We start from the raw sequence: 26,083 nt of genomic DNA on the forward strand, positions 1-26,083 counted from the left end.
CGCCTGCGCCTCTCGGCGAGTGGTCGCTCGAAGCGACGATTGTGACTGGGGCCCGGGGCATGCCCGGCACCGTCGCATCCCTCAACCGCGCGCTTACCGGAGATATTCCGGTTGACGGTCGAACCCGCCGCCGACCCCCCGATCCGGCGGCGGGCCGATCCGCCCTCAGGCCGATTCCGCGTAGAACCGGCGAGCCCGCACGGGGTGGCCGTGCTGTTCTGCCAACGACCGCAGCTGCCGCAGAGCAAACGTGCGGCCACGTCCCGCCTCGGGTACGAAGATCCCGGCCCACAGGCCCTCGGCGCGCGGTAGCTCGCAGGCCTCCCGGGCGCAGAGCCAGCGGCGCGGGCACGCGCGGCAAATGGCCTTCGCCTGCTCGTCGGCCGATGTGGTCCACCGCTCCGGATCCCGGGTGCAGGCACCGACGGGCGTCTCGTCCCATTCAGTCGTGTTCATGCGTGATGCTCCTCTGCGCTGTGTGCGGCCCGCCGGCTGCGATATCGAAAACGTAGCGTACAAACCGTAGCGACGCAACAGTTAGACGATGCAGCTTATCTGCGCATCGGCGAATATTGAGCGCTGAGCAGGCAATACATGGCCACGAACCACCGAAAAGATGTCGCGCAGCGAGCCCGCCGATGCGCTGTAACCGCAGCGTCGATACGATTCCTCCGCCGCCACGCCGGCCCAAGCCGTAGCGCGCAACATAATGGGGGATACGATTACGGCGACTTCTCATCCCCGCCATCGAGGACCCGCCGCGCCCATGACCAATCCGGAGTCGATCGACGGATCGACCGAGGCGCTCGATCCCGGCATGGTTCGAGCGGGCGCGGCGGCCGCGGCCCGACGGCGCGAACTCAACATCAGCCAACGCAGCCTTGCCGCGGACGGCATCATCAACGCCGGCGCCCTGATCGCCTTCGAGAAGGGCCGAAGCTGGCCGCGGGAGCGGACCCGAGCAAAGCTCGAAGAAGTGCTGCGGTGGCCGCCCGGCACGATCGCGGGGCTCCGCCGGGGAGATCCGGTCGGCGAGGGGCAACGGCCGGCGGGGCCGCCGCGCAGCGACGAGGTGCCGTTGATCGCCGAGGCGGTGATCACCGCCGCGAGGACGTTCGACTCGGCCATCGCGGCGCTACCGGAATCCTCGGATCCCGAGTTCGGCGCCAAGGCGGCGAAGATCCTGGCCGACCTGCGTCAACTGGAGGCAGTGGCGGCGCGGGCGGCGCGGATCGGCAGGGTGACTCCGTCGCTGATCAAGGCGTTGAGCGCGGTGCGGACACGCTACGACGAGCTGATGCTGCGCGCGGCCAGATCCGCGGGCGCCACACTCGGTCAGCGCCTCTACGCCGCGCGACGTCGGGCGAACCTCACCATCGCCGAGACCGCCCAGGCGGCAGGGGTTTCCGACGACGACATCGCACACGCCGAGGCAGGAGAGCAGGTTCCGGCGGCGGCCGCCGAGGCGATCGCCGCACTGGTCAACGAGCTCAGTTGAGCCGGCGAATCAGTAGCGTTCGCGGCTGCGGTCGTCGCTGGTGGGGAAGTGCTCGGCCAGCGCGGCGGCGATCTCGAGGAACCGCCGACGGGTCTTGGCGGACATCTCCGATGTCCCGTTGATGACACCGCCTGGCCGCAGATGCCCGTCGAACGGCACCTCGATGACTCTTTGACCCTGACCCGAAAACTGTTGGGCCAGAATCGAACGCGTGCGCTTGTCGGCGTGCCCGTCGGAGTCGTTGAGCACGATCACCGTGCGCTGCAGGAGCCGCGTCAGCCCCCGCGCGGCCAACCAGTCCAGTGTCTGGCCGGCCACGGCCGCGCCGTCGACCCACGGTGAGGACACCACGACCATCGCGTCCAGGTCGCGAAGCACCTCCTGGGTGACCGGAGAGTCCATCGTCGAACTGCAGTCGATGATCGAGATCGTGAAGTAGCGGTCCAGCCGCGAGGTGGCTTCCCGGTAGATCGCCGGGTCGAGCACGCGGCGGCGCGCGGGCGTGCCTTCACCGGCGAGTACGAACAGCCCGGCGGCGTTGTTTCCGACTCGGCTGCGGACGTCGGCGAAGGTCTCCAGATGCTGGTCGGAGGCCAGTTCCCAGTACGAGCCCGGGGCCTTGGGGTCGACGCGGCTGCCCAGCTTGCCGAACGCGGTGTCGGCGTCGATCGCGACGACCCGGTCGTCCTGCCGTATCTCGGCGAATACGGAGCCGATGCTCGCCGAGACGGTCGTCTTACCGACCCCGCCCTTGCCCATCACGCCGATCTTGTAGTGACCCCGCAGCGCGCCGCGGATCTTCGCCTCCAATTCGGCCTGGCGCACCTCGTCCGGCCCGGGCCCGAGGTTCACGTATCCGAAGGTGGCTCGGTAGAGGGCGAACCGCCAGCCCCGGGTGGGCGCGGGCTTACGCGGAGGCACCAGTTCGTCGGGCCTGATCCGTTCGGCGTAGGAGCCCGTCGGTTGTGGGGCCGCGGGCTGGCCTTGCGGGCCGGGTCCCGGCCAACCGACGGTGGTCGGCTGACCGGGCTGCTGCGGAGGACGAGGCGGATGCGGCTGCTGCCTGGTCGGGTGGCCCCACATCCGTGGGTCGGGGCGCGGCGCGGCGGGCACCGGTCCGGTGTCGTGGAGGGAGTCCGGAGGTGGTCCAAAGCGGGACGGCTGTTCGCGGAAACTGGTGAGCGGCGCCTCCGGATCCGGAAAACCCGGTGGCGGGGACTGCGCCGGCTCGGGTTCGGACGCCGGTGGTGGCTCCGGCTCGGGTTCGTCGGGGCTCGCCCAACCGAGTTCTTTCCGCAGTGCGTCATCGCGCTCGCTCAAGCGATCTCCTCAAAGAAGTTGTCGGTCGGTCCCCGGGCTCAAGTATCAACCACGGTCCCAGGTGCGGCCGTGTCTGCTCTCTCAGCTAACACCGACCGGGGATCCGCGGTGAGGACGCCAGCCCTCGCCAGCCGACGTTCGACCGACTGGAACCGCCAGGCGCACACGCTTGCCGACGGGAGCAGGCGCTCGCGGCTTCAGCACGGACAAACGGTGACCAAGCGCATCAATAGAGTTTGCTGCAACCGCCATAGGCGCGCTTATACCGCTGGGATGAAACCCCACACATTAACTGGGATGCGTCTGGGCGCGACCCTTGACCAACCCCGAGGAGCCCGAGATTGGTGACTTTGGGGGTGCTCAACCGCTGGTACGCTAGCTCGCGGTGACGGGGCCTGAGTACTCGGTCCCGGCCTTGTGACGGGGTTCGCGGCAAAAGACTCGACGTTTGTGCGCAAACGGGCGGCGCCGACAGATGCTTGTCACTGCACGACGAAGAGAAGGGGTGAACGGCGATGTCCGATGACGATCTGCGGGTCTCCGCCGCGCACCTGGACGATCTGGCCGCCCGGCATGACCGCACGGCCACCGGCACGCTGGCGATCAGTCGTATCGCCGACGACCTCCAGGCAGCGATCGCGAACACGCACGGCACGATCGCGGCGCCGGCCGCCGGTGCGCTCGATGCCGTCCTGACCTCGCGAGACCACGCGGGCGCACTGGCCGCGGAATCGTCGGCCACGCTCTCCGACGAGCTGACCGACGCCGCCGCGCGCTACGAGCGGGCCGATGACGCGGCGGCCTCGACGCTGAGCACCCTGATGCAGACGGATCAGCCGTGAGCGCGGACGCCACGCACATCGACGACGTCGTGGGCGTCGAGGCGACCATCGACGGCATGCTGGTCATCGCCGACCGGCTGGGCCTGATGGAATTCCCCACCGCGTTGGGCATCCGGCCGAACATCCCCCAGCCCGAACTGCGCGACCGTGTGTGGGACCAAGTCGCACGGGACCTGTCCGCTCAGGGCGTGCTCGACGTGTTCGGTCATCCGCACCCGGAGGTGGCGGCGATGGTCGACACGTTGAGCCGGGCGGACCGCACGTTGGAAGCTCGCTGGTGGCGACGCGACGTCGGCGGCAAGCTGATCAGATTCGTCGTCTGTCGCAAGGGTGACCGCCACGTCGTCGCGGCCCGTGACGGCGACATGCTCGTGTTGCAGCGAGTGGCTCCCCAGGTCGGTCTGGCGGGCATGGTGGCGGCGGTGCTGGGTACCGCGACACCGGCCGACGTGGAACCGCTGACCGGGGTGGCGAGCAAACTCGCCGCATGCCGCGACGCAAACCAGATCGCCGCCTACGGAATCGGGCCCTCGTCGGCACGCGCCTACGCCGAGATCATCGCCGACCCGCAGAGCTGGGCGGAGATCACCGCGATCGAGCGGCATGCCGGCGGCACGTTCACCCAGGCCGACGTCGCGGCGGGCGTGCTCGACTCCAAGTATGGGCGGATCGTGTCGATTCCCCGGCGGGTCAGCGGTGAACTGTACGGCAGCTTCCTGCCGGGCAGCACCGACAACCTGCAGCGCGCCCTCGACGGATTGATCGAATTCCTGCCGTCGCGAACGTGGTTCGAGCACGCCACGCTCGATCCCGCGGAGGCCTCGCACGGTGGATGAGATGTCCGAACGCCATCCCGAGGACGAGCGCGACGACTTGGCCGCGCTCGATTTCAGCCCGCCGGTCGAATCCGATGACTCCGTCCTCGACGCCCTGGATGTCTACGGCCCGGCCGGAACCGGCGGCGCCGAACCGCCGGTGCCCGTCGTCACCGTGACCAATCCGCCGGGAACCGTCTCCGTCAGCGCCTTCCTCGACGGCCGGATCAGTCGAATCGAACTGTCGCCGAAGGCAAGTGGGCTGACGGAAGCCAAGCTCGCCGAAGAGGTCGTCGTCGTCGCGGGGCTCGCCGGTCAAGACGCGAAGAGCACGCAGTACGTCAGCATGCTCGAGGGCATGCGTCGACAGGGTCACGACGACGCCGCGACCCGCGACTTCCTCACCCGTGATCTCGGCCTTCCGAGCCCGGAACAAGCCCGCGCCGAGCGCACCCGCGTGTTCACGACAAGATATGCCGGTGACCATGACTGAGCACCTCTCCAGCCTGTTCGGAAGCGCGGTCGGCATGCTGGCCAGCACCCCCGCGCGTGCCTTCGAAATCTTCACGGAGATCACCACTTTCGACGAATCGGCCTGTGACGCGTGGGTGGGCCGCATCCGTTGCGGCGATACCGACAGGGTCACGCTGTTCCGCGCGTGGTACTCGCGGGCCAACTTCGGTCAGCTCGCCGGGTCGGCAGAGATCTCGATGAACAGCCTCAACGCGCGGGTGCCGATCGGCGGGCCGTTCGGCGACATCACTTACCCGGTCAATTCGCCGCTGGCCATCACCATGGGTTTCGCCGCCAACGAGGCGTCGATCGGCAACTACGCCGACGCGATGGAGGCTCTCGAAGACGCCCCGGCCGCCGGGGCCGAACACCTGGTGTCCTGGATCAAGGCCGTGATCTACGCCGCCGCCGAACGCTGGACCGATGTGATCGAGCAGGTCCGCGGTGCCGCAGCGTGGCCAGACAAGTTCCTCGCCGCGGCCGCCGGTGTGGCGCACGGGGTCGCGGCGGCCAATCTCGGGCTGTTCACCGAGGCCGAGCGACGGCTCACCGAGTCCAACTCCTCCCCGGCGGGGGAGGCATGTGCGCCGGCCATCGCGTGGTTCCTGGCGATGACCCGCCGAAGCCAGGGCAACGAAGAGTCGGCGGTTGCGCTGCTGGAGTGGTTGCAGGCCACCCATCCCGACCCCAAAGTCGTTCAGGCACTTCGAGATCCGTCATACCGGCTCACCACGACGACCGCGGAGCTGATCGCGGCACGCAGGGATCCGTGGGATCCGGGCAGCATCGAGGCCGACACGACCGGTCGAGACCGGTTGCTCGCCGACGCGCAAGCCGAACTCGATCGCCAGATCGGGCTGACGCGGGTGAAGGAGCAGATCGAGGCCTACCGCGCCGCGACACAGATGGCCAAGATCCGCGCGGCTCGCGGTATGAAGGTCGCGCAGACGTCGAAGCACATGATCTTCGCGGGACCGCCCGGCACGGGGAAGACGACGATTGCGCGCGTCGTCGCCAACATCCTGGCGGGCCTGGGCGTCACCGCCGAACCCAAACTCGTCGAATCCTCCCGCAAGGACTTCGTCGCCGAGTACGAAGGGCAGTCGGCCGTCAAGACCAGCCGCACCATCGACCGAGCCCTCGGCGGCGTGTTGTTCATCGACGAGGCCTACACCCTGGTGCAGGAACGCGACGGCCGTGCCGACCCGTTCGGCACCGAGGCGCTGGACACGCTGCTCGCCCGGATGGAGAACGACCGGGACAGGCTGGTGGTGATCATCGCCGGCTACAGCGCCGACATCGACCGCCTTCTGGAATCGAACGACGGTCTGCGCTCGCGATTCGCCACCCGGATCGAGTTCGACTCGTACACCCCCGACGAGATCGTCGAGATCGCCGAAGTCATTGCCCGCGCGAACGACTCGTCGCTGAACGAGCAGGCCGCCAAGCAGGTGCTCGAGGCCGCCACCCTGCTGAGCAGCCGCACACTGAACGGCAAACCCGCGCTCGACATCGCGGGCAACGGCCGCTACGCCCGCCAGCTGGTCGAGGCCGGTGAACAGAACCGCGATATGCGGCTGGCCCGTTCGATCGACATCGACAGCCTCGACGACGAACAGCTCAGCGAGATCAACGGTGAGGACATGGCCGCCGCGATCGGCGCGGTGCACGCACGTCTGAGCATCGGCGACTAGACATGGCGGGATTCCGGCTCACCACCAAGGTGCAGGTCAGCGGTTGGCGCTTCCTGCTGCGCCGCGTCGAGCACGCGATCGTGCGCCGGGACACCCGGATGTTCGACGACCCGTTGCAGTTCTACAGCCGCGCCGTGTCCGCGGGCGTGGTCATCGCGGTGCTCATCTGCCTGGGCGCCGCGCTGCTGGCGTACTTCAAACCGCTCGGGAAGCAAGGGAACGACACGCTTCTCGTCGATCGCAACACCAACCAGCTCTACGTGATGCTCCCGGGTAGCGGTCAGTTGCGGCCGGTGTACAACCTGACGTCGGCACGACTCGTCCTCGGCAACGCCGGAACCCCGGTGGCAGTCAAGTCCGACGAGTTGAACCGCATGCCGAAGGGGCAGTCGATCGGGATTCCCGGTGCGCCCTACGCGACGCCGGTCGGCGCCGCGAACTCGATGTGGACACTGTGCGACACCGTCACCAAGCCGCAGAGCGTGGCGCCCAACCTGGAGTCGTCGATCATCGTCCGTCCCCTGGTCGCCGATGCCTCGGTCGCCCCGATGCGCCCCGATCAGGGGATGTTGGTCTCCTACGAGAACGACACCTGGCTGGTGACCGAAAGCGGCAGACACGACATCGATCTCGCCGACCGCGCGCTCACCTCGGCGGTCGGCATCCCGGTGACGGCGAGGGCGACGCCGATCTCACGGGGCCTGTTCAACGCGCTTCCCAACGCGGGTCCGTGGCGTCTCCCCGACATCCCGTCCTTCGGGGCCCCCAATTCGGTCGGGCTGCCGCCCAACCTCGTGGTGGGCTCGGTGTTCAAGGCGTTGACCGAGGACCGTGAACAGCATTTCGTGGTGCTGCCCGACGGTGTCGCGCAGATCAACCACACCACCGCCGCTGCGCTGCGCGCGACGAATTCGTTCGGGCTCGTCACGCCGCCGTCGGTGGAGGCCAGTGTGGTCGCGCGAATCCCCGAACACGTCTTCGCCTCACCACTACCCGACAAACCCTTGGAGATCCTGCTGCGTGAGGAAGCCCCGACGTTGTGCTGGGCGTGGCAGCGCGAGCCCGGTGATCAGGCGCCGAAGACGACGGTGATCGCGGGGCGGCGCCTGCCCATCCCAGCGTCGGCGATGGGCACCGGGATCAAGCAGATCGGCGGTGATGCAACCGTTTACATCGATGGCGGTCAGTACATCCAGTTGCAGTCGCCCGATCCGCGGTACGGCGAGAGCCTCTACTACATCGACCCGCAAGGCGTGCGGTACGGGCTGCCCAACGAGGACACCGGCAAGACGCTCGGGCTGACCGGTCCGACCACCGCGCCGTGGCAGGTGGTCGGCCGTCTGGTGGACGGTCCGGTGCTGTCGAAAGAGGCGGCGCTGATCGAACACGACACCCTGCCCCCGAACCCCAACCCGCGAAAGATCGGCGGCGACTCGACCGCGCAACCGGCCGCGGCCCCGTCCGGAGGCGGCGGATGACCACCAAGAAGTTCACCCCGATCATCAAGCGCGGACCGCGGCTGACACCGGGCGAGATCAACGTCGCACCGCCCGAAGACCTGGGCGTCGAAATCCCGCCGTCGGGCATCCAGAAGGCGCTGCCGTGGGTGATGGGCGGCGGCATGCTCGGCATGATCGCGATCATGATCTTCACCGGTATCCGGCAACTCTCACCGTACATGCTGATGATGCCGCTGATGATGATCATGGCGACCGTCGGTTTCATGGCAGGAGGCGGCCCCGGCGGCAAACGCGTTCCCGAAATCAACGCCGACCGTAAGGAATATCTCCGTTACCTGGCCGGGCTCCGCACGCGGGTCACATCCTCGGCGGCCGCTCAGGTGACGTTCTTCAACTATCACGCGCCGCACCCGGAGGATCTGCTGTCGCTCATCGGTGGCAACCGCCAGTGGTCCCGACAGACCAACGCCGATTTCTTCGCCGCGACCCGAATCGGACTGGGCACGGAGCCTGCGGTCGACCGACTGCTCAAGCCGGCGGTCGGCGGAGAGCTGGCGGGTCCGCAGGGCGCGCCGCAGCCGCACCTGGAACCGGTGAGCCACATGTGGGTGACGAAGTTCCTGCGCACCCACGGGTTGATCCACGACTGCCCGAAACTCGTTGCGCTGCGCTCGTTTCCGACCATCGCCGTCGGCGGCGATCCAGCCGGTGCAGCGGGTCTGCTCACGGCCATGATCTGTCACCTCGCCGTGTTCCACCCACCCGACCTCCTGCAGATGCGGGTGCTCATCGACAACCCCGAAGACCCGAACTGGTCCTGGCTCAAGTGGTTGCCACATCTGCAGCATCAAACCGACACGGACGCCGCGGGTCCCACCCGCATGATCTTCACCCGGCCCGACGGCCTCAGCGACCTGACCGCACGCGGCCCTCACACCGCCGATGCGGCGCCGAGCGGACCCTATGTCGTCGTCTTCGACCTCACGGGCGGCAAGGCCGGCTTCCCGGTCGACGGCCGGGCGGGCGTCACCGTCATCACGCTCGGCAACCACCGAGGATCGGCGTACCGCATCCGGGTGGCGGCCGACGGCACCGCCGACGATCGGCTGCCCAACCAGACGTTCCGGCCGATCACCTCGAGGGTCGACCACTTGACATCGGACCAGGCCGCTCGCGTCGCACGCAAGCTGGCGGGTTGGTCGATCACCGGCACCATCATCGACAAGAGCGTCCGGGTGCACAAGAAGATCGCGACCGAGTGGCATCAACTGGTCGGGGCACAGTCGATCGAGGAGGTGACCCCGGCACGGTGGCGCATGTTCAGCGACACCGACCGCGACCGGTTGCGCATCCCGTTCGGCCACGAACTCAAGACCGGCGACATCATGTACCTCGACATCAAGGAGGGCGCCGAGTTCGGCGCCGGGCCACACGGGATGCTGATCGGCACAACGGGTTCCGGGAAGTCGGAGTTCCTCCGCACCCTGATCCTGTCGCTGGCCGCCACCCACCACCCCGACCAGGTGAACCTGCTGCTCACCGACTTCAAGGGTGGCTCGACATTCCTGGGTATGGAGAAGCTGCCGCACACCGCAGCCGTCGTCACCAACATGGAGGAGGAAGCCGAGCTGGTCAGCCGCATGGGCGAGGTGCTCAGCGGCGAGCTGGACCGCAGACAGTCCATCCTGCGCCAGGCCGGTATGCAGGTCGGTGCGGCCGGTGCGCTGTCCGGCGTCGCCGAGTACGAGAAGCATCGCGAACGCGGCGCCGACCTGCCGCCGTTGCCAACCCTTTTCGTCGTCGTCGACGAGTTCGCTGAGCTCCTGCAGAACCATCCCGACTTCATCGCACTGTTCGACCGGATCTGCCGGGTGGGCCGCTCGCTGCGGGTGCACCTGCTGTTGGCGACGCAGTCGCTGAACACCGGCGGTGTGCGCATCGACAAGTTGGAACCCAACCTCACCTACCGGATCGCGTTGCGCACGACCAGTTCCGCCGAATCGAAAGCCGTGATCGGCACGCCGGAGGCGCAGTACATCACGAACAAGGAGAGCGGCGTGGGCTTCCTTCGCGTCGGCATGGAGGACCCGGTCAAGTTCCACAGCGTCTACACCGGCGTCAACTACGTCCCCACGTCCGGGCGACAGGACAACGGGGAAGTCAGGCCGCAGGCCAGACGGCCGAGCCAGCCGCGGATCCGGCCCTTCACCGCGGCGCCGATCCCGGAGACGGCGGTGAGGTCATGAGCATCGAACCGGACCAGCGGGTGCTTCGCGAGGTGGTGCTGGAGCAGCTGACCACCGGCGAAACCCGCGCCTATCGGATGTGGTTGCCGCCGTTGGCCGACCCGACACCGGTCAACGAGCTGATCGCCAACGACCGCCAGCGCCAGCCGCTGCGCTTCGGCCTCGGCATCATGGACGAGCCACGCCGGCACCGCCAGGAGGTGTGGGGCATCGACACGTCGTCGGCCGGCGGCAACATCGCCGTCGGGGGTGCACCACAGACCGGTAAGTCCACCTTCCTGCAGACGCTGATCCTGTCGGCGGCCGCGTCCCACACGCCGCGCCAGGTCCAGTTCTACTGTGTCGACCTCGGCGGTGGCGGGTTGCTGTACCTCGAGGACCTGCCGCACGTGGGAGGCGTCGCGACACGCTCCGAGCCGGACCGGGTCAACCGTGTCATCGCCGAGATGAAAGGTGTACTGCGGCAGCGCGAAGCGATGTTCAAGCAGTATCGCGTCGGATCGATGGCCGCATATCGCGAGATGCGCGACGATGCGAACCACCCGTTGGCGGCCGATCCGTTCGGCGACGTGTTCCTGGTCATCGACGGGTGGCCGGCGTTCGTCGGGGAGTTCGGTGACCTCGAGCCCGTCGTGCAGGATCTCGCCGGCCAGGGCCTGCAATTCGGGGTGCACACGGTGATCTCGACGCCCCGCTGGACCGAGCTCAAAGCACGCGTGCGCGACTACCTGGGCACGAAGGTCGAGTTCCGGCTGGGCGACGTCAACGAGACCCAGATCGACCGCATCACCCGCGAGATACCGGCCAACCGGCCCGGCCGCGCGGTGTCGATGGAGAAGCACCACTTGATGATCGGGGTGCCGCGCCTCGACGGTGTGCACAGCGCCGAGAACCTCGTCCCCGCCATGTCCGACGCGGTTCAGGTGATCGCGGCGCGGCACACCGACCAGGCCCCCAAGGTGCGCGTCCTGCCCGAGCGCATCTATCTGCACCACCTGGATCCCAACCCGCCCGGCCCGGACGCCGACTACCGCACCCGGTGGACGGTGCCGCTGGGACTGCGCGAATCCGACATGGGCGTCGCCTACAACCACATGCACACCACTCCGCACATGTTGATCTTCGGTGGGCCCAAATCGGGTAAGACCCGGATCGCACATGCTGTCGCACAAGCGATTTGCGCACGCAACAGCCCGGACCAAGTTCGGTTCATGCTGGCCGACTACCGGTCCGGTCTGCTCGACGCGGTGCCGCAGACACATCTGCTGGCAGCGGGCGCCATCAACCGCAACAACGCGAGCCTGGAAGAGGCGATCAAGGCGTTCGCCATCAACCTGCAGCGGCGCCTTCCGCCCGCGGACCTCACCACGGCCCAGTTACGCGCCCGATCCTGGTGGAGCGGGCCGGATGTGGTGCTGCTGGTCGACGACTGGCACATGATCGTCGCCGCCAGCGGTGTGGTGCCGCCGATGGCTCCGTTGTTCCCGCTGTTGCCCGCGGCCGCCGATATCGGCCTGCACATCATCGTCACCTGCCAGATGAGCCAGGCGCACCGCGCCACCATGGACAAGTTCGTCGGAGCCGCGTACGGCGCCGGATCCCCGACGCTGTTCCTGTCGGGCGAGAAGCAGGAGTTCCCCTCGAGTGAGGTCCGGCTGAAGCGCCGTCCCCCCGGCCAGGGATTCCTGGTCTCACCGGATGGGAAGGAGGTCATCCAGGCGGCTTATGTGGACCCCCCAGAAGAAGTTGTGTAAAGAGCACCCTGAAACCGCCGTTAAGATGATTCGAGACGCGCCAGCAAATTGAGTGGCGACGCCATAGCAAAGAGGTCGGGGGACCGGTTCCTGGCTGTCGGACAGCGGTGTCCGCGCGTGTACAAGTTCATACGCATTGAATTCATGACCGACGAGGAGATCTGCAAATGGAACCGTTGATGCACAATCCCGGTGCCGTGGGAATCGGTACACAGGTGGTGGCTAACGGCACCCGAGGCCTCGCCGCGGGCACGACGGCAGGTGCCGCTGTCACCGCGCTGGTGCCGGCCGGTGCCGACGAAGTGTCGGCGCAGGCGGCGGTCGCGTTCGCCGCCGAGGGCGTGGAAACGCTGGCAATGAACACGTTCGCCCAGGAGGAGTTGGCTCGAATGGGCGCGGCCGTGATCGAGAGTGCCGGAATCTACACCGCCGTGGACGGCGCCAACGCCGCGACGTTCTGATCGCGTCAGCCACCCTCTATTCAACGGACCAGGGAAGACCTAGACGATGTTCTGGCATGCCATGCCGCCAGAATTCAACACCGCCCGGCTGATGGCCGGCGCCGGAGCGGCGCCGATGCTGCAGGCCGCCGCGGGGTGGGAGGCGTTGGCGATCTCGCTGGAGACGCAGGCCGACGAATTGGCCGCGAGCCTGGTTTCCCTGACGTCGGTATGGAGCGGCGCGGCCAGTGAACGGGTCGTGGCCGCCACGATGCCGATGGTCGCGTGGCTGCGGACCGTGTCCGCCCAGGCCCAGAAGCGCGCGCTGCAGGCGACCGCGCAGGCCAACTCCTACAGCCTCGCGATGGCCACCACGCCACCGCTCGCCGAGATCGAGCAGAACCACATCACCCACGCGGTGCTGGAAGCCACCAACTTCCTCGGCGTCAACACCGTCCCGATCGGCATCAACGAGTTCGACTACTTCGTCCGGATGTGGAACCAAGCAGCCGGGGCGATGGACGTCTACCAGGCCGAAACCGCGCTGAACCTGCTCTTCGAACCGATCATGCCGCCGAAGCCGATCGTCATTCCCGGTGTTGCCGCCGCAGGCGCGGCCGTCGCGGTCGGGCACGCGGCGGCGTCGGCACCGATGACCGCCATGCGTAACGCCGTGATCGCCCAGGTGGGTGTGCAGGCCTCGATGGAGTCGGCGGTGCTGCAGGGAGGACGCGCGACCGCGCAGATCGGCATGTCGGCCCAGCAGGCCCAGGGGCAGGTCCAAAAGTCCGAGAACCTCGCCCAGCGGGCAGCGAGCCCCAATCAGATGACACAGCAGGGCATGCAGATGGGCGTGCAGATGGCGTCGCAGCTGGGCTCGACGCTGGCCCAGGTGCCGCAGCAGGGCATGCAGATGGTCATGCAGCCGGTGCAGCAGATGACCCAGCCGTTGCAGCAGGTCACGTCGCTGTTCACCCAGCTCGGAAGCAATTTGGGCAGCGAGAAGATGCAGGTCGGTCTGGTCGGGGCCAGCCCGTTGTCGAATCATCCGCTCGCTGGCGGTTCCGGTGCGACCTCCGGCGCCGGCCTCGTGCGTGCCGCGTCGCTGCCCGGTGCCGGCGGGACGATGGCCCGCACCCCGTTGATGGCCGAACTCATCGGCCAGCCGACCGCGGCGTCCGGCGGCGCGGGCGGCGCGGCAGGCGGGAGCGGGGCGGGTCTCGCACCGGTCGGCGCAGGCGGTGGCGGAACCGGACCGATGGGGCACATGGGCCAACGGGCAAGCAGCGGTGGCAGCAGGAACGGGTTGACGGCGCCGCGGGTCCTACCCCAGGACCTCGGCGAAGACGAGGACGACGACTGGTGATCGTCCACCATGACTTCCCGGTCACCCGACCGGAAAGACTCGCCGTCGATGGTGAGGACAGAGGAAGAGAGAAAGAGTATCCAGCATGGCAATGAATACCGACGTTGCTGTCCTCGCCAAGGAGGCAGCGAATTTCGACCGGATCAGCGGCGAACTGCAGGCCGTGATCCGCTACGTCGAGGCGACGACCGGCTCTCTGCATGTCCAGATGCAGGGCGACGCCGGTGGGGCAGCCCAAAAAGCTCTGATGCGTTTCCAGGAAGCGGCCGCTCGTCAGGTTCAGACGCTGACCGACATCTCGGCCAACATCCACACCGCCGGCGTGCAGTATGCCGCGACCGATGACGACGGGGCGGCCTCGCTGTCCACGGCGATGCAGTTCTGACCCTACTGACACGAACGGAGTACATGACATGACTGAAAAGGTTTACAACTACGCCGGGATCGACGGTTCGTCATCCGAGTTGAGCGCCGCGGTCGCGCAGACCGAAAATCTGCTCGTGGAGGGCAAGGGCTCGCTCACCGCACTCGCGGCCGTTTGGGGTGGCGCCAGTTCCGAGGCTTACCAGGCCATCCAAATGCGTTGGGACACCGCTTCGATGGAGCTCAACGCCGCACTGAAGAACCTCGCCGCCACCATCCAGGAGGCCGGCGGCACCGGGGGGACGATGTTCCAGGCGGACAGGCTCATCGAGAGCTCGTTCGGAGCTTGACGCTGCACGCGGGTGGGCAAGCTCGTCCTTCGGGGGGTCTTGCCCACCTCGTGCGTTCGCAATCACTGACTGAAGAGAGGTACCCATGTCGGCAGACTATGACCGGCTTTTCCACTCCGCGGGAGACGCTGTCCAGACAGCCGACGACGACGTAGTGGATCGCGACGACGCCACCGGATCGACGCCTTCCGGACCGGCACCCACAACGCCGCCTCCGCCCATCGGCCAGGCTCCCGTCGAGATGACGGGGCCCACGATGCCCGTCACACAGACCAAGGTGGGGCAGACACCGCCGCCGCAGCAGAACGAGATCACCACGCAGATGCCGGCGGCGCGGTCGGTAACGCCGCCGCCACAACAGAATTCGATGATGAGGGTGCCGATGAGCGGTGCACCGGCGGGCGCGCGGTTCGAGCAGGTTCGCTCGGCGCCGCCACAGATGCCGCGGCCCGCGACCGCCCCTGCGCCCAGCCAGCATTTCGCAGAGCCCCAGCCCGAGACGAGCGGAGGCTTCGTCGCGGCGGCTCAGACGTCGGCTGCCACCATCGGCAATCACCGCGCGATCGACGCCCTCTCCCACGTGGGGGTGAAGTCGGCGGTGAAGATGCCGTCACAGCGGGGCTGGCGGCACCTGCTCTACCTGCTGACGCGTATCAATCTCGGCCTGTCGCCGGATGAGCTCTACGAGATGGAGCTGCACAGCCGAATACGGCGGAACGCCAGAGATTCCTACCAAATCGGCGTCTTCGGCCTCAAGGGTGGTGTCGGCAAGACCGCCGTGACCGTCGCCCTCGGTTCGGCGATGAGCAAGGTGCGCGGCGACCGGATTCTGGCCGTTGACGCCGATCCCGACGGCGGCAACCTCGCCGACCGTGCCGGACGCCAGTCCGCGGCCACCGTCGCGAATCTTCTCTCCGACAAGGATTTGGCGCGCTACAACGACATTCGCGCCTACACCAGCATGAACGCCGCGAACCTCGAGGTGCTCTCCAGCGAGGAGTACAGCGGGGCGCGTCGCGAGTTCAACGACGAGGACTGGAAGGGCGTGACCAACATCGTGTCGCGCTACTACAACCTCGTCCTCGCCGACTGCGGCGCCGGACTGTTTCAGCCCGCCGCCCGCGGTGTCTTGTCGACGGTCTCGGGGTTGGTCATCGTCGCGAGTGCCTCGATCGACGGTGCGCGGCAGGCTGCGATGACCATGGACTGGTTGCGGCAGAACGGATACCAGGATCTGCTGAGCCGGTCGTGCGTGGTGATCAACCACACCGTGCCGGGTAAGCCGAACATCGATGTCGAAGACCTTGTCGCGCAGTTCGAGCGCCATGTCCCTCCGGGGCGGGTCGTCGTGTTGCCCTACGACAAGCACATCGCGGCTGGCACCGAGATCCAACTGGAACTGCTGGGCAAGACGTTCCGTCGGCGCACCATCGAGTTGGCTGCGGCCCTGTCCGACGACTTCGACAGGCTCGAACGGCGGTGACATCAACGGCCGCAGCACCATCCGCGTCGGGCGTCACGCCCGGGCGGCCGTCGACCACACGGGTCACGATCCTGACCGGCCGTCGTATGACGGATCTGGTGCTGCCCGCGGCGGCGCCGATCGAGACCTACATCGACGAGACGGTGGCCGTGTTGGCCGACCTTCTCGAGGACACCCCGAAGGACGTGCTCGGCGGCTTCGACTTCAAGGCGCAGGGGGTGTGGGCCTTCGCGCGGCCTGGCGCCCCACCGTTGAAGTTCAACGAATCCTTGGATGACGCCGGGGTTGTCGACGGGTCGCTGCTGACGTTGGTGTCGGTCAGCCGCACCGAGCGCTATCGGCCGCTCGTCGAGGACGTCATCGACGCGATCGCCGTGCTGGACGAGTCGCCGGAGTTCGACCGGTCTGCGTTGAACCGCTTTGTCGGGGTGGCGATTCCGCTCGTGTCGATTCTCATGACGGTGATGGTGTTGCTGGCGTGGTCGCGGGCCGGACACGACTGGTGGTGGGCGGTGGCCCTTGGCGTGCTGGGGTTGGGTCTGCTCGGCGGCAGCGCGCTGGCGACCAACCGCTACCGCACCATCGACCTGGCCGAGAGCCTGCTGATTGCGGCGATGCCCGCCCTTGCGGGGGCGGTGGCCCTGGCGGTGCCGTTACCGCGCGGCGCCGCCGGACTGGGTGCGCCGCAGATCGCAGGTGCCGCCGCAGTGGTGTTGTTGCTGACGCTGGCCACCCGGGGTGGGCCGCGCCGACGCGCGGAGTTGGCGTCGTTTCTGGCGGTGACGTCGATCGCGGCGACGGGGGCGGCGATCGCGTTCGGCTACGGCTGGCAGCACTGGGTGCCCGCGGGAGCGCTCGCGTTCGGTTTGATCGTGGTCACCAACGCGGCCAAACTGACTGTTGCGGTTGCCCGCATCGCGCTGCCACCGATACCCGCACCGGGTGAGACCGTTTCCAACGACGAACTGCTCGACCCGGTCGCGACATCGGGGAGCGAGGAGGAATCGCCGACCTGGCAGGCCATCATCGCTTCCGTTCCCGATTCCGCTGCGCGCCTGCACGAGCGCAGTCAGTTGGCCAGGCGGCTGCTCATCGGGTTCATCGCGGCTGGAGCGCTGGTGCTGTCGGTCGGCGCGATCGCCGTTGTGACGCAAGGTCACTTCTTCGTGCACAGTCTGATCGTCGCGGGACTGATCACGATGATCTGTGGCTTTCGGTCCCGGCTGTATGCCGAGAGATGGTGTGCCTGGGCGTTGTTGACGGCCGTCGTGGCCATTCCGACCGGTGTGATGGTTCGGCTGTGCCTCTGGTATCCGGACAAGTCGTGGCTGGTCCTGGCGGCCTACGCGCTCGCGGGGGTCGTCGCGTTGACCGTCGTCGGCGCCACGGCGGGCGTGCGCCGGATCTCCCCGGTCACGAAACGCGTCCTCGAATTGCTCGACGGCGCAGCGATCGCCGCCGTGATTCCGATGCTGCTGTGGATCGCCGGCGTGTACGACCTGTTGCGCAACTTGCGCTTCTAGGAGTGCGAGATCATCGCACTTCGCGGGACAGTGCCGGTGCGAAGTCGGAGTCGAGATACCGGCTTGCGAGGTAACCCCCGGCGCCGGTTAGCGCGGCGATTTTGTCCGCTTCGTCGACAACGACCATCTGTCCTTGATAGCCGAGGAAAGGTCTTGGCAAGCCGTCGAATCCGCCTCCCCCGGCCCGGCTGTCGGTGCGGATCACCACGAGTACGTCGGTTTCGATGCGATAGACACCGGTCGGGTCGGGCATCGGCCGCGTGTCGCCGGTGTCGGTGCCGGCGCGGACAAGCTCCTGGCTGTAACGCAGTCCCAGCGCTTCGAGGTAGTCGGCGGCCGTGGACGGGGTCAGTATCTCCGAAACGCCGGTATCCGAATTGATGACTGCTGCGACCGATTTTCCGATCCACGATGGGTTCTGATTCTTCAGATCGTCCTGTTGCGAACGAATATCGCTGATGAGTTCCTTGGCCTTCGTCTCATAGCCGAGGATCTCGCCGATCCAGGTCAGCCGGTTCTGCCACGTCCATTGTTCGGCCGCTTGGTCTTTCGGCCTGGTCACGGTCGGCGCGATGGCGGCGAGTTTGTCGTAGGTGGCCTGGTCGATGGGGCCGGTGGCAATGATGGCGTCGGGCTGGGCGTCGGCGACCGCGGCGGTGTTGGTGAATCCGGTCAGCACAGTTGGATCGCCGGTGAGCGCCGACTTCTCCCAACTCGGCAGCACACTGGTCGAAGAGCCGATCACCACGGGTTGCACCCCTAGGGACAGCACCGCATCGCCGTCACCGGGGCTCACCGCTGCCACCCGTTGCGGACGAGCGGTGAGCTCGGTAGCACCGTATTGGTGGGTGAATGTCTGTGCCTGATAGGCCGGTTCGTCCGGTCCTCGATCCCACAGCATCACGCCGGCGACGCTTGCGACGACGACCAACACCGCGACACCGGCGGCGATGAGGGCGCGTTTCCGGCGGCGACCGAATCGGCCGATTCCGCTTGAGCCGGGCTGTGCGGTAACTGCCGGGAGTGGGCTCTGTGGGGGCGCCCAACCGCTCGGATAGGTGATCGCATCCGAAGCGCGCGGCGGCCCGCCGGGCGCCAGGTACGCCGGCGGCGGACCGGTCGGTTGCCCAGCGGTGGGTAGCGGTGGTGGCCACTCGGCCGGCGGACGCGCAGGGGCAGGTGTGGCCCTCAACTGCACGGTTGTGTCGTCGAGAGCCGCGGCGGCGGCAGCAGCGAGATCGGTGGCGCTTTGGTAGCGGTGGTTCGGGTTCTTGGCCATCGCTTTGGCGATGACCGCGTCAATCGCCTGCGGTGCGTGAGGTATCCGGTCGGTGACTCGGGGAGGCGGCGCTGACAGATGGCCGGCTACGGTCGCTCCCACGTCGGCGCCCGGGCGGGCGAACGGGGTTTGACCGGTGAGCATCGTGTAGAGGCTGCAACCCAGGGCATAGATGTCGGCGCGGTGGTCGGCGGGTTCGCCGGTGAGTGTTTCAGGCGCGGCGTAGGCGATTGAGGCCATCACCATCCCCGTCTGCGTCAGCCCGGCCGCCTCGTCACTTCGCTTGGCTATCCCGAAGTCCGCCAGGAAGATTCGCTTGTCATTAGCCGCCAGCAGAAAGTTCGCAGGCTTGACGTCACGGTGAAGTAAGCCGCGCTGATGGGCGTAGTCGAGCGCGTCGGCGACCGCCACGGTGATGCGCAGCGCGCGCGCCGGCGTCATACGTCCGGCCTTCAGCTCGCGGTGCGCATCGCTGCCATCGACGTACTGCATGGCGATCCACAGGTGTCCATCGGGGGTTTCGCCCCGGTTGTAGACCGACACGATGTGGGGGTGATCCAGCGTTGCGGCCAAGTCGGCCTCGCGAAGGAACCGGTTGCGAAAGTGCTTGTCCAGAGACAAGTCTGACGACAACACCTTGAGTGCGTCTGAGCGTGGCAGGGTGGGGTGGGCGGCACGATATACCGTGCCCATACCACCCCTGCCGAGAACCGCTTCGATACGGTAACCGGCCACTACCGAGCCCACGCCGAGCGCCATCTGTATCGCTCCCTCGCTATGTTCGGTTCAGCGTATGTTTCGACCGTGGACCGGTCGGTGGAGCCGGCCGGCTCACGGGGCCGTCAGCATGACGTATTGCGCGGCGGTCAGCTGATGAGCATCGGTCAACTGCGGCGAGGCCGCTTCGATGACATACCGGTCGGTGGCGGCGAAGCACACGACGTAGGCGCCCAGCGGCTCCTCGCGCCTTATGCAGGGCGAATCGGGCATATTCGGTACGGATGCAACCGCCTGGCCGGTCGAGTCCGTCAACTCGGTCGCGAACTGCTCGAGCATTTCGGCAGCGGATTGCTCATCGCGAACGCGGTACACCGACGCTCTACCCTTGGACCACACATCCATATCCGTGTCGGCGAACAATTCCGCCGAAGCCTGCGGGAACGTCTGGAAGTGCGTAGCGGCGCGCGGCCCGAATGTCTGATTCGTCACGGCAGGCGGATTGTCCCTGGTCTCCGGGACGGTCCGCGCCAGCATTTCGCTCTCGTCCACCGGGAGATTGGCGAGTTCCGATACTGCGGTAGGTGTGAACGCGTCTATCGCTGCGATCTGCTGATCCAGCGTCTTGGCGACCATGTCGGCGGTGGGGCCCGCCCCGTCAGGGGTTTCCGCGGACTGGACGAGCACGAACGGCCCGTGCGCCGTATAGGCGCTGACGGTGGTTTCCATCAGGTCGGAACCCACCTGGCGGAGTTGGAAAGCGGAGGCGCGGGTTCCTGGGTGATTGCGCACGGAGACAGGTTGTGCTTGGGGCACGTAGTCCAGGAGGCCGGGCTGCAATGCGATGTCGCCGAACTCAGCGGCCGCGGCCGCGGCTGCCTGGGGATCGGGGAAGCGCAGCACGGCATTGACCAGGCTCGCGCCATCGTCCTCCGTGCGCCGGGCCGAGGAGAAACCCGTGACGAAGTTGTGCTTGCCTGCGGCCATTGCGGACTCCTCGAAGAGAAGCATCCTGAGCGCCGCGGAGTCCTTCAAAATCGCGGTTGGCATGACATAGTGCGCGAGTTCGGAATCGACCTCCCACGGCCCGACGACGTATTCGGCCATCCGCCCGGCCTCGATTAGCCCGCCCTTCGCCGGATTGCCTGCGACGCCCATGGGCGGGGCGGGCTGCGTGGCGTAATTGCCGGTGTCGAGCAAAGCCACGTCAACCGAGGCCGGCGACTGATCCCCCGCTGGCCGCTGCGCCGTTCCGTCCACCACTGCGGTGCACGCTGTGGTGGTCAGGAGCGCGGTCACCAGGCCCGCGCCAACGGCGCGTGGCGACCGATGCGTCCAGAGCGCTCTGGAGGTGACGCTGGATGTGCCCGCTGAGGGTCGATGCGGGAAGAACCTCATAAGCCGTACATTAGCGGCACAGGTGCGATACGACGTGCTCGATCGCGTCAGCGAACCCTACGGCACTTTGGCCAGTATGCGATCGGTGAGCGTGTTGGCCGGGGCCGTGCTGTCACCGTCAGTGCAGACGACGACATCGACCAGCACGTTGGCCCGGTGTGCGACCACGTGGTGACAGTTGCGTGGCAGCCCGTCGCGCTGGAAGGTCGTGCCGATGCGGTCGGGCCCGGTGGTGACCGGATAGGGCACCCAACGCTGGACGTTGTCGGGGCCGAGTTCGATGAAGAAGATGTCGCCGTCGGGGCAGTTGCGCCATTCGTGTTCGATGATCCACATCGCCTCACCCTGACCCGTGATGTCGGCGCGGTTTTCGAAGACGGCAACCATCTGTGTGACCGCCTGTCCGTGCGTACCGCGATTGGCGTTGCCCACCACGGTCGGCTTCTTCGCCCAGACCCCGGTCTCGCCGGCCAACGCGCGCGATCGGCACGCCCACGGCTCGATGTCCACGTTCGACCGCTGCGCCTGGGTGTAGGCCTGTGTTTCAACGAGATCGGTGTCACCGATGATGGCGCCGAGTTCGCTGCGTTTGAGCAGCAAGTCGCCTCCCGCTGCGGCCGGCACCAGCGTCGGTGTCGGCGTGGCGGAAGTCGTCGAGGGGGTTGCCGGCGCCGATTGTGTTGTCGGCACGGGGCTTTCGGCCCGGCCGGCATCCCCGTCGACGGTAGCCGAGCACCCGGCCAACACCACGACCGCACACACGGCCACACCGGCGTGGATGGATCCCATTGCTGCGTTCCCTTCAGATCATCGGGCAGGTTAAGGCGCCGGGGCGATCTTGTCTGCGATCGCTTTTGCGATCGAGAGTCCCGCGCTGCCGACGGTCGGCGAGCAAGCACGGACATCGACAACCACGTTGCCCCGCACGGTCATATCGCGTTCACACTGCTGACCGGCGGTCTTCGAGGTCGTGGGAACGATCATCACCGACAGGATGTCGCCGGTGAACGCCGGGACGCCGATATCGGCCTCGGTGACGCCGCCGTACTCATACCTGATGTGTTCGGATTTGCAGACATTCCACGCAACACCTTGTGCGATGTAGAACTCCTTGGCTGAGGTGGTATCGGGGAACGAGACGACGGCCTGCACGACCTTGTGCGTCGGGTCTGCGTTTATCCCCTGCACGGCCACGCCGGTGAAACCCGACCCCCGGTAGGTGACCTCGTAGGCGGGACCCCATGCGCCCGTGCAGCGTTCAGGCATGGCGGCGCCGGGCAGCAGCCGGTGTACGACCGGCCCCGGCGCCATGCCGGGGGCGTTCATCCGCTGGCTGACCTGCTCGGGGGGCAGGAGCAGTCCGGGCAGTGCTTCCACGGCCAGGACCGGCCCGGGTGGCGGTGGTGGCGGCGCAGCCGGGGGCTGCGACGGCGCGGCGGTCGGGGTGGCAGGCACGGTGGTGGTGGGACCAGCGGGCACCTGCGCCGGGCTGGTCGGCGGCCCGTCGTCCGAGGAGCCGTCGTTCCCGCCGCTGACCGCGACGAGCGCGATGACCAGCACGACGACGACGGCTGCGGCACCGCCGATGACCCACCAGCGGTGCTTCGAAACCCGTTCGGCCAGACTGGGTTTCACGACAGGATTGATAGCCGGCGGGCGCTGAAATACGGTGGGTCCGGGCGCGGGCTGCTGGTAAGGGGGATCGAACCCGCCCGGTCCGGGCTGGTGCGGTGGCGTCGCCCAAGGCGTAGGCCCGGCCGGGCCCGGCGTAGCCGGAGGGGGACCGCTCGTGGGGGCGGACGACGGGGGTCGTTGCTGCTGTGAGCGGAGGAATTGCGCTGCGTCCAAGGTGGTTTCCTCATGGAAGCCGCGCGGCCTCGCCGGGGTGGGCCGGGTGGCCTCCTCCTCCGGCGGCGTCTGTGCCGGCGGGTTCTGACCGACCGGCCAGTCCGTCGTCTCCTCACCGCGCGGCCCGCTCTCCGGGTCGTTCGCGTTCATATCCGCCCCTCACCATTCGGTGTTCTGCGCCCACTACGTCGGTCGGTCCACACGGGCTGGGCCAACCCAAAAATCATCGCATGAACCATCGCACCGCCAGTGCACAAATTTCTCCGGTTCGGGTGCCCACTGCGCAGAATGGCGGCTTCAGCAGCGTGAACAGCGGGATACGATGGGCGCACATCGTTGCTGGATTCGCGGCGAAACCATAGCGTCGAGGCGTCAAACGATCGCATTGGCGTCCCTTCGCCGACCACCCCAGCGGGCTGTGCGAGGAGGCTTCATGGATGAGGGAAGGCCAACGGTCCTCGGCGCGACCACCGGGGAGCTGCCCTCCCTGGTGATCACGGTCGCCGGCAGCGACTACACCGCACACCCCGGTGATGGAGTGGTCACCATCGGGCGCGAATTGCCCGCGCAGATCCGCGTCAGCGAGCCGGGGATCTCCCGCACACATGTCCGGATCGAACCCGCAGGCGACCACTGGAACCTCGTGGACTGCGGTAGCAGAAACGGCACCTATGTCGGAGGACAGCGCGTCGATTCCGTCGTCCTCGACCGCGAGGTCAGCGCATATCTGGGCAACCCCGAAGGCATCTTGGTTCGGGTGAGCCCTCGGCCGCGCACGCCAGCCGCCGGGACCGAGACGTTCGAAGGCCCGCCCACCGACGAGCAGGAACGCGACGACGCGGACGCGACCGAGCACTCCACTGACGACCCAGCCGACGATCCCGGCGATCAGCCCGATCCCGACATCGCGCGCGCAGGGGCCGCCGTGGCAGCGCGGCGTGAGGAACTGGGGCTGTCTCAGCGCAAACTCACCGACGACCACGTCATCAGCCAAAGCGTGCTGGTCAAATTCGAGCGCGGCAGGCATTGGCCACGCGAACGCACTCGCGCCAAGATCGAGGAGTACCTGCATTGGGCGCCGGGGACACTCGCGCGGATCAGGGCGGGAGAGCCGGTTCCCGAGGAAGACGCCACCGAGGCGATCACGCCGACCGTTCAGGTGGCGGTCGCCATCGACGCCGCCGACATCGCGCTGCGCGGAATCTATGCGCGCGCCGCGCTGCTGCCCATGGGCGACGACCCGCGTTTCGCCGGCGAAGCGGCCGCATTGCTGGCCGAACTGCGCCGCCTGGAGACATCGCTGACCAACGCCGCGCGGACCGCCACCGGCAGGCCCGAGCTGGCGATCACGCTGGGTGAGGTTCGGCAGGCGTACACCGATCTCATGCGGCGAGCCGCGGCCGCCCCGACGGCGACACTCGGCCAGCGGCTCTACATGGCACGCCACCATCGCCAGCTGACGGTGCAGGAAACCGCCAATGCCGCCGGCGTATCGGCCTCCGACGTCACCAATGCAGAGTCCGAAATCGCGGTTCCTGATCCGGCCGCGGCGACCCTGCAGCGGTTCGTCGACATGCTCGAGCGGCCCGCAGAGCGGTGACGGGTCGCCGGGCGCGCAAATTGGTGTCGGGAGGCCCCTTCCAGCGCCGTTAGCATCAGATCGACAAGGCTGCAGGCCGAAAGGGAGGCCATGAGGGTTACCGGTGAAGCGCGGCGCGGTCGCCGTGGGTGGCTGCCGGCCGCGGTATTGGCCGCGGTCGGCGCCGTGGTGCTCTGCGGCTGCTCGGAGGTGAAGGGTCAGGCGGTGTCGAGCCTGTACAACCCGAACACCGTGGGCGGACTGACCGTCGCCGACGGCCCGAGCGGGCTGCGGCCCGACGCGGGCGAGCCCACCGGTGAGGTCCGCTACAGCGATGGCGGACCCGTGGACCGGATGGCGCTGTTGGCGGTCAACGATCTCGTCGAGTACTGGGACAAGCACTACAGCGAGGCGCTGGACGGGACGTTCGAACCGGTCGAGAACCTCGCCTCCTACGACTCCGAGGACCCGCTCGGCCCGGTGCTGTGCGGTCAGATCCTCTACGAGTCACCCAACGCGTTCTTCTGCCCCCGCAGCGACCTGATCGCTTGGGACCGAGGGGTTTTGGTGCCCACCGGGCAGAAGTTCTTCGGCGACATGTCGGTTGCGGCGCTGATCGCGCACGAGTACGGCCACGCAGTGCAGAACATGGCAGGCCTGGTCGACCGCACCGTCCCCACCATCGTTCGCGAACAGCAAGCCGACTGCTTCGCCGGCAGCTACACCCGCTGGGTCGCCCAGGGATCGTCGCCACGCTTCGAGATGAACACGGGCGACGGGCTGAACAGGGTGCTCGCCGGCGTCATCACCATCCGCGACCCGATCCTGACCCCCGAGGACGTCGAGATGATCGAAGGCGGACACGGCACCGCGCTGGATCGTGTCAGCGCATTCCAAACGGGGTTCGTCGATGGTGTGTCAGCCTGCGCGGCAATCGATTTGGACTCGATCGAGCAAAGTAGAGCCGGCCTGCCGATCGTTCTCGATGTCGATGACAGCGGCGCGGTGCAGACCGGTGAGGCTCCGCTCGACGAGGAGCTGATCAAGACGGTGATCGAGGCCCTCAACCTGCAGTTCACGCCCGCGCAGCCCCCCACGTTGTCGATGCAGCCGGCGCAGTCGTGTGCGGACGCCAAGGTGACCGAGCCGGTGTCGTATTGCCCTGCGACCAACACCATTTCGGTGGATCTGCCGAAATTGCAGGCATTGGGCACTCAAGCAGATACCGCGGAGGGCGTGCTCGTCCAGGGTGACAACACCGCGATCTCGGTGCTCACCTCTCGCTATGTGCTCGCGTTGCAACACCAGCGGCAGGCCAACCTTGACTCGGCTGCGGCCGCCTTGAGGACCGCCTGCCTGACCGGCGTGGCGCAGCACGGGATGGTCTCCGAGGTCGAGCTGCCGTCGGGCGCCACCATCATGTTGACCGCGGGCGACCTCGACGAGGCGGTCGCCGGACTGTTGAACAACGGCATGGCGGCAAGCGATGTCAACGGCAACACCGTCATGGCCGGCTTCACCCGCATCATGGCCTTCCGGTCGGGTCTGACGAAGCCCGACGCCGACGCCTGTTACACCCGGTTCCCGTGAATCGC

Annotated in this window: 22 protein-coding genes; 16 read left to right on the forward strand and 6 right to left on the reverse strand. The window is 67.5% G+C overall.

The annotated features are described in order from the left end of the window. Nucleotides 1–165: 165 nt before the first annotated feature. Nucleotides 166–456, reverse strand: a complete 291-nt coding sequence (locus AU198_RS12890; protein ID WP_064348537.1) for a WhiB family transcriptional regulator — start codon at nucleotides 454–456, stop codon at nucleotides 166–168. Between the two features lie 310 nt (nucleotides 457–766). Between AU198_RS12890 and AU198_RS12895 the strand changes: the two genes are divergently transcribed. Next, nucleotides 767–1,498, forward strand: coding sequence for a helix-turn-helix domain-containing protein (locus tag AU198_RS12895; protein WP_064348538.1), 732 nt, complete (start codon nucleotides 767–769; stop codon nucleotides 1,496–1,498). A 9-nt stretch (nucleotides 1,499–1,507) separates the two neighbouring features. Here the strand turns inward: AU198_RS12895 and AU198_RS12900 are convergent, their stop codons facing one another. Further along, nucleotides 1,508–2,818, reverse strand: coding sequence for a MinD/ParA family ATP-binding protein (locus AU198_RS12900; RefSeq protein WP_064348539.1), 1,311 nt, complete (start codon nucleotides 2,816–2,818; stop codon nucleotides 1,508–1,510). A 515-nt stretch (nucleotides 2,819–3,333) separates the two neighbouring features. On the opposite strand from AU198_RS12900, the gene AU198_RS12905 reads away from it, so the two are divergent. The 13 genes from AU198_RS12905 (at nucleotide 3,334) to eccD (ending at nucleotide 17,667) form a co-directional block, all read left to right on the forward strand. Next, entirely contained in the window at nucleotides 3,334–3,660 is a 327-nt protein-coding gene (locus tag AU198_RS12905) for a type VII secretion target (RefSeq protein ID WP_064348540.1), read from the forward strand. 56 nt (nucleotides 3,661–3,716) lie between these two features. Continuing rightward, nucleotides 3,717–4,496 (forward strand): ESX secretion-associated protein EspG, encoded by a 780-nt coding sequence (locus AU198_RS12910; protein WP_156431590.1) that lies wholly within the window; start codon nucleotides 3,717–3,719, stop codon nucleotides 4,494–4,496. A gap of 1 nt (nucleotide 4,497) precedes the next feature. Beyond that, on the forward strand, nucleotides 4,498–4,968 hold the full coding sequence (locus AU198_RS12915) for a hypothetical protein (RefSeq protein WP_064348598.1): 471 nt from the start codon (nucleotides 4,498–4,500) through the stop codon (nucleotides 4,966–4,968). Then, nucleotides 4,961–6,682: a type VII secretion AAA-ATPase EccA gene (gene eccA / locus AU198_RS12920; RefSeq protein ID WP_064348599.1), complete on the forward strand. Its 1,722-nt coding sequence runs from the start codon at nucleotides 4,961–4,963 to the stop codon at nucleotides 6,680–6,682. Before AU198_RS12915 ends, eccA begins: the two co-directional genes overlap by 8 nt. A 2-nt stretch (nucleotides 6,683–6,684) precedes the next feature. Continuing rightward, nucleotides 6,685–8,160: a type VII secretion protein EccB gene (gene eccB, locus AU198_RS12925; protein ID WP_064348542.1), complete on the forward strand. Its 1,476-nt coding sequence runs from the start codon at nucleotides 6,685–6,687 to the stop codon at nucleotides 8,158–8,160. After that, nucleotides 8,157–10,388 (forward strand): type VII secretion protein EccCa, encoded by a 2,232-nt coding sequence (eccCa, locus tag AU198_RS12930; RefSeq protein ID WP_064348543.1) that lies wholly within the window; start codon nucleotides 8,157–8,159, stop codon nucleotides 10,386–10,388. Before eccB ends, eccCa begins: the two co-directional genes overlap by 4 nt. Further along, nucleotides 10,385–12,142, forward strand: a complete 1,758-nt coding sequence (gene eccCb / locus AU198_RS12935) for a type VII secretion protein EccCb (protein ID WP_064348544.1) — start codon at nucleotides 10,385–10,387, stop codon at nucleotides 12,140–12,142. Before eccCa ends, eccCb begins: the two co-directional genes overlap by 4 nt. A 167-nt stretch (nucleotides 12,143–12,309) precedes the next feature. Next, nucleotides 12,310–12,603: a PE family protein gene (locus tag AU198_RS12940; protein WP_064348545.1), complete on the forward strand. Its 294-nt coding sequence runs from the start codon at nucleotides 12,310–12,312 to the stop codon at nucleotides 12,601–12,603. 46 nt (nucleotides 12,604–12,649) lie between these two features. Then, a complete protein-coding gene (locus tag AU198_RS12945; RefSeq protein WP_064348546.1) occupies nucleotides 12,650–13,948 on the forward strand; it encodes a PPE family protein in 1,299 nt (432 codons plus the stop codon). An 85-nt stretch (nucleotides 13,949–14,033) separates the two neighbouring features. After that, on the forward strand, nucleotides 14,034–14,333 hold the full coding sequence (locus tag AU198_RS12950) for a WXG100 family type VII secretion target (RefSeq protein WP_064348547.1): 300 nt from the start codon (nucleotides 14,034–14,036) through the stop codon (nucleotides 14,331–14,333). Between the two features lie 28 nt (nucleotides 14,334–14,361). Continuing rightward, complete coding sequence (locus AU198_RS12955) at nucleotides 14,362–14,661, forward strand: WXG100 family type VII secretion target (protein ID WP_064348548.1); 300 nt, start codon at nucleotides 14,362–14,364, stop codon at nucleotides 14,659–14,661. Between the two features lie 85 nt (nucleotides 14,662–14,746). Beyond that, entirely contained in the window at nucleotides 14,747–16,144 is a 1,398-nt protein-coding gene (locus tag AU198_RS12960; RefSeq protein WP_064348549.1) for a MinD/ParA family ATP-binding protein, read from the forward strand. After that, on the forward strand, nucleotides 16,141–17,667 hold the full coding sequence (gene eccD, locus AU198_RS12965; protein WP_064348550.1) for a type VII secretion integral membrane protein EccD: 1,527 nt from the start codon (nucleotides 16,141–16,143) through the stop codon (nucleotides 17,665–17,667). The genes AU198_RS12960 and eccD overlap by 4 nt, the downstream gene beginning before the upstream one ends. A gap of 10 nt (nucleotides 17,668–17,677) precedes the next feature. Here eccD and AU198_RS26820 read toward each other — a convergent pair whose 3' ends face one another. The 4 genes from AU198_RS26820 to AU198_RS12985 all read right to left on the reverse strand — a co-directional run bounded on the left by AU198_RS26820 (nucleotide 17,678) and on the right by AU198_RS12985 (nucleotide 22,696). Continuing rightward, nucleotides 17,678–19,705 carry a serine/threonine-protein kinase gene (locus tag AU198_RS26820; protein ID WP_064348551.1) on the reverse strand — a complete coding sequence of 676 codons (2,028 nt, stop codon included), beginning with the start codon at nucleotides 19,703–19,705 and terminating at the stop codon, nucleotides 17,678–17,680. A 72-nt stretch (nucleotides 19,706–19,777) separates the two neighbouring features. Further along, on the reverse strand, nucleotides 19,778–20,962 hold the full coding sequence (locus AU198_RS12975) for a DUF7373 family lipoprotein (protein ID WP_064348552.1): 1,185 nt from the start codon (nucleotides 20,960–20,962) through the stop codon (nucleotides 19,778–19,780). Between the two features lie 156 nt (nucleotides 20,963–21,118). After that, a complete protein-coding gene (locus AU198_RS12980; RefSeq protein ID WP_064348553.1) occupies nucleotides 21,119–21,850 on the reverse strand; it encodes a sensor domain-containing protein in 732 nt (243 codons plus the stop codon). A 30-nt stretch (nucleotides 21,851–21,880) separates the two neighbouring features. Further along, entirely contained in the window at nucleotides 21,881–22,696 is an 816-nt protein-coding gene (locus AU198_RS12985; RefSeq protein WP_064348554.1) for a sensor domain-containing protein, read from the reverse strand. Between the two features lie 646 nt (nucleotides 22,697–23,342). Between AU198_RS12985 and AU198_RS12990 the strand changes: the two genes are divergently transcribed. Both AU198_RS12990 and AU198_RS12995 read left to right on the forward strand, forming a co-directional pair. Further along, nucleotides 23,343–24,509 (forward strand): FHA domain-containing protein, encoded by a 1,167-nt coding sequence (locus tag AU198_RS12990; RefSeq protein ID WP_064348555.1) that lies wholly within the window; start codon nucleotides 23,343–23,345, stop codon nucleotides 24,507–24,509. Nucleotides 24,510–24,599: 90 nt separating this feature from the next. Further along, nucleotides 24,600–26,078, forward strand: coding sequence for a neutral zinc metallopeptidase (locus AU198_RS12995; RefSeq protein WP_064348556.1), 1,479 nt, complete (start codon nucleotides 24,600–24,602; stop codon nucleotides 26,076–26,078). Nucleotides 26,079–26,083: the final 5 nt, after the last annotated feature.

Origin of the sequence: Mycobacterium sp. GA-1199, from assembly GCF_001500045.1 — a bacterium.
In the GTDB taxonomy this organism is placed as follows: domain Bacteria; phylum Actinomycetota; class Actinomycetes; order Mycobacteriales; family Mycobacteriaceae; genus Mycobacterium.

Excerpts from the sequence above, each read along its gene's own strand:
- eccCa (WP_064348543.1), top strand. The coding sequence starts at position 8,157 with ATGACCACCAAGAAGTTCACCCCGATCATCAAGCGCGGACCGCGGCTG.
- AU198_RS12905 (WP_064348540.1), top strand. The coding sequence starts at position 3,334 with ATGTCCGATGACGATCTGCGGGTCTCCGCCGCGCACCTGGACGATCTG.
- eccA (WP_064348599.1), top strand. The coding sequence starts at position 4,961 with ATGACTGAGCACCTCTCCAGCCTGTTCGGAAGCGCGGTCGGCATGCTG.
- AU198_RS12890 (WP_064348537.1), bottom strand. The coding sequence starts at position 456 with ATGAACACGACTGAATGGGACGAGACGCCCGTCGGTGCCTGCACCCGG.
- eccB (WP_064348542.1), top strand. The coding sequence starts at position 6,685 with ATGGCGGGATTCCGGCTCACCACCAAGGTGCAGGTCAGCGGTTGGCGC.
- AU198_RS12950 (WP_064348547.1), top strand. The coding sequence starts at position 14,034 with ATGGCAATGAATACCGACGTTGCTGTCCTCGCCAAGGAGGCAGCGAAT.
- AU198_RS12960 (WP_064348549.1), top strand. The coding sequence starts at position 14,747 with ATGTCGGCAGACTATGACCGGCTTTTCCACTCCGCGGGAGACGCTGTC.
- AU198_RS12945 (WP_064348546.1), top strand. The coding sequence starts at position 12,650 with ATGTTCTGGCATGCCATGCCGCCAGAATTCAACACCGCCCGGCTGATG.
- AU198_RS12915 (WP_064348598.1), top strand. The coding sequence starts at position 4,498 with ATGTCCGAACGCCATCCCGAGGACGAGCGCGACGACTTGGCCGCGCTC.
- AU198_RS12895 (WP_064348538.1), top strand. The coding sequence starts at position 767 with ATGACCAATCCGGAGTCGATCGACGGATCGACCGAGGCGCTCGATCCC.
- AU198_RS12955 (WP_064348548.1), top strand. The coding sequence starts at position 14,362 with ATGACTGAAAAGGTTTACAACTACGCCGGGATCGACGGTTCGTCATCC.
- AU198_RS26820 (WP_064348551.1), bottom strand. The coding sequence starts at position 19,705 with ATGGCGCTCGGCGTGGGCTCGGTAGTGGCCGGTTACCGTATCGAAGCG.
- AU198_RS12980 (WP_064348553.1), bottom strand. The coding sequence starts at position 21,850 with ATGGGATCCATCCACGCCGGTGTGGCCGTGTGTGCGGTCGTGGTGTTG.
- eccCb (WP_064348544.1), top strand. The coding sequence starts at position 10,385 with ATGAGCATCGAACCGGACCAGCGGGTGCTTCGCGAGGTGGTGCTGGAG.
- AU198_RS12910 (WP_156431590.1), top strand. The coding sequence starts at position 3,717 with ATGCTGGTCATCGCCGACCGGCTGGGCCTGATGGAATTCCCCACCGCG.
- AU198_RS12990 (WP_064348555.1), top strand. The coding sequence starts at position 23,343 with ATGGATGAGGGAAGGCCAACGGTCCTCGGCGCGACCACCGGGGAGCTG.
- AU198_RS12940 (WP_064348545.1), top strand. The coding sequence starts at position 12,310 with ATGGAACCGTTGATGCACAATCCCGGTGCCGTGGGAATCGGTACACAG.
- AU198_RS12995 (WP_064348556.1), top strand. The coding sequence starts at position 24,600 with ATGAGGGTTACCGGTGAAGCGCGGCGCGGTCGCCGTGGGTGGCTGCCG.